This is a genomic window from Holdemania sp. 1001302B_160321_E10, assembly GCF_015552275.1.
Classification (GTDB): Bacteria; Bacillota_I; Bacilli_A; order Erysipelotrichales; family Erysipelotrichaceae; genus Holdemania.
In genome coordinates, this window is sequence record NZ_JADNEM010000027.1 from 34,760 (window position 1) to 41,119 (window position 6,360).

A 6,360-nucleotide genomic window follows, 5' to 3' on the forward strand; every position below is an offset into this window, starting at 1 on the left:
CGTCTTCCGTTTTTTTGACATGATTTCAAGAGGCGTCCTCCTCCAATCCTTTCAAATCATATTCTTCAATGCTATGATACAATTAGAATTAACTGAAAAGGGGCTGTGCCAATGAATTGTATGCGAACTCTGATTTCAATCTTTCTTTGCGGTTTTCTTTTAGTCGGCTGTTCCGGTCACCCGACACCAACCGACTTCGTTCCTTCAACCAGCGAATATCTGACAGCTGATCAACGGATAAAATCCCTGATCGACGCTTATACGGCAGTGAATACCAACTCCGTCTGCTGGCATGATTCGCCTGATTTTTCCTATTCGGAAATGCTGGCCGGGTTAATACGCCAAGCCTCAAAACCGATTGACGTCTATGAATATTGTACTTTATTGGAGAAATTGACAGCCGTTACCGGCGACGCGCATAATCATTTTGGCTATAATGCGGCCATGTCGGACGCCTTTGGTTATCTGACTTACCAATTCAACTATATTGATCATCAGTATATCGTCACCGGTGTCAGTCCGACTTCACAGGTTCCGCTGGGATCCGAATTAGTCAAAATTCAAGGTGAGGATCCCGGATCTTATTTAGAGAAACAGATTGCTCCGCTTGTAGCCGCGCGGACTTCCCGTTTGAAGCAGAATAGAATGTTGGAACGTTTCGTCTATAACCGTCAAGGCGAAAGCGTCCAGCTGATCTGGAAACTGCCTGATGGCGAAGAAAAAATAACGAAGGAAGTTTTTGAAAAAGGGACGCGGAGAATCACCCAGACTTATGCGAAGCCGGAAATCACCGGTCACAAGGTGAAGATCCTCCATCAAAGCACAACCTACGACGTTCTGGTTCTGGAAGAGGAGATCGTCTATCTGCATCTGAAAGTCATGAGCGATCTCGGCAGTTCTTACTTTACAGAAGTATTTCCTCAAATCAAGGATTACAAGTATTTCATTATAGATATCCGGGATAACCTGGGTGGTTCTGATCTTGGCGCTTTCCAGCTGCTTTCCTCGTTTTATGATGAAATCCGAAATTTTCAAAGCTTTGAGCTGACTTCGGATATCGAAAGGATGGGAAGTCATTTTGCCAGCCATCCGCAAAGAGAATTCGTCTATACGCAGCCGGAAACTTGCGATCTGACTGACTTCAGGGAATCGGGGCTGGACCGAATCCAGGCTGATCGTCTTCTCCTGCTGACAAATTATAATACGATGTCCGCGGCGGAAAGCCTGGCTTTGCTTGCCTCCGATCTTGATTCTTTTCTCTTGATAGGGACGCCGACGGCTGGTTCTTGCGGACTTCGTTATGACGTCAGTCTGGAAGATCTCGGTTTTACCTTTGCCTTCACCTCAAAAGGTTCACTGGACTATGACGGACAATCGCTGTATGGGAAAGGAATCGAGCCAGACCTGCTTATCGAACAAACCGTTGACGATTTAAAGCAGGGGATCGACACCGTCCTGGAAGCGGCGATAGATCAAATTTTGCCATAACATGAAGAAAGAGGTGTTCCTATGTCGTGGAAATTCTCATTCCCAGGTCTGATCTATTTGACCGGCTTGTTTCTGCCTAATCTTTTCTGGACGCAGCACAAACCGCAAGGCTACGAAGCCGCGGTGGCGAAAGAAAAACCATCTCTGGTGCGTATGGAAAGAATTGGTCAAGTTCTGGTTACCGTGTCTGCCTTCTTCGAGAGTCAATCAGCTTATTCAGGATTTCTGGAACAGCTGTATTTTCTTCTGTCCCTGGCGATGATGCTGAGCTACGAAGGCTTCTGGATCCGTTATTTCCGGAGTCCGCAGACACTGCGGAATTTCTACGCCCCCTTTCTCAAGATTCCGGTTGCGGGCGCGACTTTGCCGGTCATGGCTTTTTTCCTGCTGGGAATCGCTATCCACAATCCATTACTCTGCGTATCTGTTGTGATTTTGGGTATCGGTCATATCGGAATCCATTGGAACCCTGCCCGAAATTGCGGATAATGCAAATTTTTCTTTCGCCTGTTTTGGTTTAAAAACTGATTTCAAAGCAATCTTGTCTGTTAATTGACCGTAAAAAAGGAAAGTCTTCGCAGCTTTCCTTTTTCATTTTAATCATGAGGATTGAGAACTGATTCCCTCTATAAGCTCATTGCAAAGAAATATCCGTCATGCGTCGCTTCCATCACCCGGCCGACGCGCTTGCAATCGCCGATCACCGCCGTCTGCGGCGTAATGCCGTAGAATGCCAGCGCTTCTTCCCGTTTGGATTTCATGCCGGCCGTCTTGATCACGGTATTCACTTCAACAGTTCCTGACCTTTTATTAAACGTCATCCCCAGTCTGACTTTCCCCTGAGTAGTGAGCGAACACCGTGCGGCAGTAACGTTCAAAGAAATCCGCGCAGCATGGTCGCATAAGGAATTGTATTACTCAACCATCTCCCATCTCAGGCATAGCTGACCGGCAGTCTCGACTCACCCGCATGAAAAGAATACGGATCTTTTCCGTTGTCATCCTGCTTCTTTCCAAACTGTGCGGGCAATTTGGATTTTCCCGCGGCGCGTCAAACAGTAACGAGAAAGAAAATTTGAGTTATGAAATAGTTGGAAATTTATAAAACAGTCTCATTGCAGGAAGTTACAAAAGCCGCTATGCTTAAGGCAAGAGGTGATTTTATGGCCAACGAAGAATTAAAAGATTTCAACGCCATGCTGCAGGACAAAAAAGACATGCCAAAAATTCAGATCATCACCGATCCCAAAAGTATTGAGAAATACGGTGGAAACCGGATGTTTTTTGCCCCGCCGATCGACTACGACCGCATGATGAAACGTGTGCCCTGGGGTAAGGTGATCACTGTCGGGACGCTTCGTGAATACTTCGCCCGAACCAGCGGCGCTGATTTTACAGAACCGATCACCGCCGGCATTTTCGTGTCGATTGCCGCCTGGGCCAGCTTCCAGCGATCAGAGGATGAAACACCCTATTGGCGGACGCTTAAAGCAGAAGGGGAACTGAACCCGAAATATCCCGGTGGCGTCCTGGCGCAAAAAGCAAAGTTGGAAGCCGAAGGACACACGATCGTTCGCAAAGGTCGTAAGAATCTTCGATATTATGTTCAAAATTACGAAGACGTTCTTTTTGACCTTGATTAAGACCTTCTCTTTCCTTCGTTGAAAATCGGGAATAGAGAAACTAATACAAGGCTAAGCGTTCAACCCCCCTGAACTATTCACCAGCACGCTCCGCGATACAATCAGCGCGATCAAACCGATTGCCGTTCAGCTTATCATTCTTTCCACTAAGTTTGATATCCTGATCCATGAAAGCAATGATCCTGTGCCGTTCATATCAGAAATTGAGGGGCTTCCTTGAAGTCAATTCAAATGAAGTAGGTGCTGAGCTCCTGCAACAAAATATTCTAACTTTTTATTTTATCATTGGATTTTCTCATTCTGTTGTGAATGAAAATTTCAGCTTTAAAGATACTTTCAGATTACAGACTCATCAACAATTCTACATCAACATAATTCTTCACAAAAACGATCAGATCTGATTGCCGGCGAAGACCTGAAGATTCTGTCGATGGAATAGAAGGGGTGCTTATCCGCTTCCCTATATCTCTTTCACGAATCTCAGCATTCTTTCACCTGCCATTTCCCGCTTCGTGATACAATAAGGAAAACAGGAGGATTTATGTATGGATATTAAAACCTGTGTAGAAAATCAGCGGGCTTATTTTAATACGCACGCGACATTGAGCTATGCGTTTCGTTTCGAAGCGCTGACGCTATTGAAACGCGTGATCCAGGAACATGAACTGGAAATCATGGAAGCTCTGAAACAGGATCTGGGAAAATCTAATTTTGAGTCTTATATGACCGAGATCGGCATGGTCTTTGAGGAACTGAATTACGCAAGAAAAAATTTAAAGAAATGGATGGGGTTCCAACGTATCCCGACGCCGTTAGCTCAATTTCCAGCTGTCAGCTTTACGATGGCTGAACCGCTTGGCGTGGCTTTGATTATGGCACCGTGGAATTATCCGTTTCAGCTGACGATGAGTCCGCTGATCGGCGCACTGGCCGCCGGTAACTGTGCGATCGTTAAACCGTCCGCTTATGCACCGGCAACCTCCCATTGTATTGCCAAGCTGCTGAACATCATTTATGACGAATGTTACGTTGCGGTCATTGAAGGCGGCCGGGCAGAAAATACCGAGCTCTTAGAACAACGTTTCGACACGATCTTTTTCACTGGCGGCGTCCAGGTCGGCCGGCTGGTGATGGAAAAGGCATCACGCTGGCTGACGCCGGTAACCTTGGAATTAGGCGGAAAGAGTCCGTGTCTGGTTGACGCATCCGCCGATATCGAACTGGCCGCACGCCGGATCATTTTCGGCAAGCTGCTCAACGCCGGACAAACCTGTGTGGCCCCAGACTACATTTTAGTGGATTCCCGTGTAAAAGAACCGTTGATCGAAGCGCTGCGTTCTGAAATCACACGGCAGTATGGTACAAATCCGACATTAAATGAAAACTATCCGCGAATCATCAATGAGAAACATGAACAGCGGCTGAATGAACTCTTGGCGGATCAGCCGGTTGTTTACGGCGGACTCTGGAACCAGCACAAACTCATGCCGACATTGGTCGTCGATCCGGATCCCAATTCAAGTTTAATGCAGGAAGAAATCTTCGGCCCGATCCTTCCGATTCTGACCTATACGCATTTCAGCGAAGCGCTGCGCTTTATCCAACAGCGGGAGAAACCGCTGGCCGCTTATCTGTTCAGCGAAAATCATAAACATCAGGATCGCTTCCTGCGCGAATGTTCCTTCGGCGGCGGTTGCCTTAACGACACGATCATTCATTTAGCGACCACGGCGATGCCTTTCGGCGGCGTTGGATACAGCGGCATGGGCGGTTATCATGGTTATGCCAGCTTCGCAGCCTTCTCCCATATGAAAAGCATCGTCAATAAATCAACATTCATCGACCTGCCAATCCGCTATCAGCCTGTTTCTCCTTGGAAAGCAAAGCTTGTTCGGAAATTCATGAAATAGTTAAGAAACAAACATTTGATTTTTACGCTCCTGTGCCAGGGTTCTTCCTTAATCCTGGCATTTTTCTGTAATTAGAACCTTTCTTCAGAAAACAGGAATTCACCTGAACCCAGGTTAACGGTGAGTTCTTTGATTTACAATCTGATGAACCTGTTCTGCCAGATCGTCAGGCGTTTTTATTATTTCATACCGCTCCGATAATAACAGAAGCTCATCGCCATTTAACTGTTGAAGCAGTTCAGCTTCTTCTTCACCCATCGGAATCCTGATACTCAGCACCTGTTGAAGCATCATTCTTTGTCTTGCTTCCCCTTTATGTTCACCGATCCGTTCGCCAATGCGTTCCCCTTGCTGTCTGCCTATGCGCTCTCCAATGCATTCCCCGATCTTCTTCCCTAACCGCTGCCCTTTTTCATAAATCTTCTGTTCGTCAATTTCATCAAACCGGGTCCGCATTAATGCGATGTCCAAGCTTGTACTTCTCAAAAACTCCATCCGCTGTTCTTCTGTCATTCTGATCATTGGAATCACCTCTGAAGATAGTTTTAAACCTTGACCGTCAGCTTAGGCTGTGGGGTTGAGTTCGTTCTCTGATTTACAATCTGATGAACCTGTTCTGCCAGATCGTCCGACGTTTTTATCATTTCATACCGCTCCGATAATAACAGAAGCTCATCGCCATTTAACTGCTGAAGCAGCGCCGTTTCTTCTTCATCCATCGGAATCCGAATACTCAACATCTGTTGAAGCATCATTCTTTGTCTTGCTTCCCCTTTACGTTCCCCTTTGCGTTCTCCAATGCGTTCCCCTTGCTGTCTGCCAATGTGTTCTCCTTGTCGCCTGCCAATGCATTCCCCGATCTTCTTCCCTAACCGCTGCCCTTTTTCGTAAATCTTCTGTTCATCAATTTCATCAAACCGCGTCCTCATCAATGCGATAGACAAACTTGTGTTCCTCAAAAACTCCATCTTCTTTTCTTCCATCATTTGTATGACCTCCTCTTTTTCTTTTAACTCCCGAATGATTTCCTGTTTTTCCGCATCTAAACTGTACCGTGTCATATAAAGAATCTTTTCTGCCATCCGCCACTCTTCGATCGGTTTCTTCGCCAGCTCACTTAGATAATCCATTTCTACCCAGAGGATCCGGCAGCGCTCATCCGGCATCATGATGTGATCTTCCATCACGAAATATCGGCTCTGATGAGTAAAATAAGAATGCTTTTTCATGTTGGGCAGCCGATTAACGATCATAATCTGAATAACCGGACAGAATTCATAATCCTCCCCGGCAACAACCTCATCACTGACTATCCGTGA

7 protein-coding genes are annotated in these 6,360 nt (G+C 46.2%); 4 read left to right on the top strand and 3 right to left on the bottom strand.

Going from position 1 to position 6,360, the window contains the following annotated elements; all coding sequences use genetic code 11:
- The first annotated feature begins 111 nt into the window (after positions 1–111).
- Positions 112–1,488 (top strand): S41 family peptidase, encoded by a 1,377-nt coding sequence (locus I2D94_RS14335; protein ID WP_195397404.1) that lies wholly within the window; start codon positions 112–114, stop codon positions 1,486–1,488.
- 21 nt (positions 1,489–1,509) lie between these two features.
- A complete protein-coding gene (locus tag I2D94_RS14340; RefSeq protein ID WP_195397405.1) occupies positions 1,510–1,977 on the top strand; it encodes a hypothetical protein in 468 nt (155 codons plus the stop codon).
- Positions 1,978–2,114: 137 nt separating this feature from the next.
- Here I2D94_RS14340 and I2D94_RS14345 read toward each other — a convergent pair whose 3' ends face one another.
- The gene (locus tag I2D94_RS14345) at positions 2,115–2,309 is read right to left on the bottom strand and encodes a hypothetical protein (protein ID WP_195397406.1); all 195 of its coding nucleotides are present in this window, start codon (positions 2,307–2,309) and stop codon (positions 2,115–2,117) included.
- A 342-nt stretch (positions 2,310–2,651) separates the two neighbouring features.
- On the opposite strand from I2D94_RS14345, the gene I2D94_RS14350 reads away from it, so the two are divergent.
- Together I2D94_RS14350 and I2D94_RS14355 are read left to right on the top strand one after the other, a co-directional pair.
- Complete coding sequence (locus I2D94_RS14350) at positions 2,652–3,131, top strand: MGMT family protein (RefSeq protein WP_195397407.1); 480 nt, start codon at positions 2,652–2,654, stop codon at positions 3,129–3,131.
- Positions 3,132–3,676: 545 nt separating this feature from the next.
- Complete coding sequence (locus I2D94_RS14355; RefSeq protein WP_195397408.1) at positions 3,677–5,041, top strand: aldehyde dehydrogenase; 1,365 nt, start codon at positions 3,677–3,679, stop codon at positions 5,039–5,041.
- A gap of 114 nt (positions 5,042–5,155) precedes the next feature.
- Here the strand turns inward: I2D94_RS14355 and I2D94_RS14360 are convergent, their stop codons facing one another.
- Positions 5,156–5,563 (bottom strand): hypothetical protein, encoded by a 408-nt coding sequence (locus I2D94_RS14360; RefSeq protein WP_195397409.1) that lies wholly within the window; start codon positions 5,561–5,563, stop codon positions 5,156–5,158.
- Between the two features lie 23 nt (positions 5,564–5,586).
- Positions 5,587–6,360 (bottom strand): hypothetical protein (locus tag I2D94_RS14365; RefSeq protein WP_195397410.1); only part of this gene is annotated, 774 nt, incomplete at its 5' end.